A 961-nucleotide genomic window follows, 5' to 3' on the forward strand; every position below is an offset into this window, starting at 1 on the left:
AATATGTTTATGCACTATGATTAAATTCTCTATCGAATATTTTTTCATTTAGATTTTTTTTCTTCGCAAACTTGGTGAAAGCTTGCCTATAACGTGCCGCGGCTTGCAACAGCTGCGACGATTTATTACTAATGATTCCAAGTACAAAACTTGGCTTTTAATTTTCGCAGAAAATTCGGTGGACAAACCATGCCACGCAGTTGTTGCAAACTGCTGTTATACGCTGTTTTATTTCAATCTTTCCAGTTTTACTTTTTCCAACTTTTGAATTTCTATATTGCATAAAGTAAATAACTCAATAATTTTTAATTCTCTGTTGCTGATATAGTTTATGTTCTTTATTTCGGCGCCAGAATTTATAAAGCCACGGTTTTTCTCCAATTCAAATTCACCGAAATTATTTTCAAATTCATCTTTGTAAATATTAAAATGAAGATTGAATTTATATTGTATAGGATTAACAAATTGATTTTGTTTACCATCTACTATTTCTTCGTAAGGCTTAACAAACTCATTTTTCATTTTTTGTAAGTTTTGTGAAATTAATTGAAACCCTGAAAAACTTTCAATCACTCTTGGTTGATATTTCCCGGAAAAGTCAAATTTCTGAATATATATTTTTGAGTTTTCTTCCCAAAATACATAAGAAGTGAATTCAAAATAACTTTCTCTACGGTTGTCTTCATATTCTATTACACTCGGCGATGGACTGGTTTTCTTTAAAAAGAAAAACTTGTCTATTCCATTTTCACTTAATTCAGATGTAATTTCTTGTCTCAATAAATCCGATTTGTCAATAGTTTGACAATTGGAAAAATTGTAAAAAAAGAAAAACATTATTGTTAAAACGTGTTTCATAAAATGGCGTATAACGTCCTGCGGCTTCACACAGTGGCGACTTTTTCAATTTGTAGTTGTAAATATAATCAAAATTCGAACTTAGTAGTTTCCGGCTAAGAAA

Annotated in this window: 1 protein-coding gene; it reads right to left on the reverse strand. The window is 30.1% G+C overall.

Features of this window, described 5'->3' with window-relative positions:
• Positions 1 to 228 precede the first annotated feature (228 nt).
• Complete coding sequence (locus HA632_RS01875) at positions 229 to 780, reverse strand: hypothetical protein (protein ID WP_176305549.1); 552 nt, start codon at positions 778 to 780, stop codon at positions 229 to 231.
• Positions 781 to 961 lie beyond the last annotated feature (181 nt).

The sequence above is a fragment of the Flavobacterium sp. J49 genome (assembly GCF_011742145.1).
In the GTDB taxonomy this organism is placed as follows: domain Bacteria; phylum Bacteroidota; class Bacteroidia; order Flavobacteriales; family Flavobacteriaceae; genus Flavobacterium.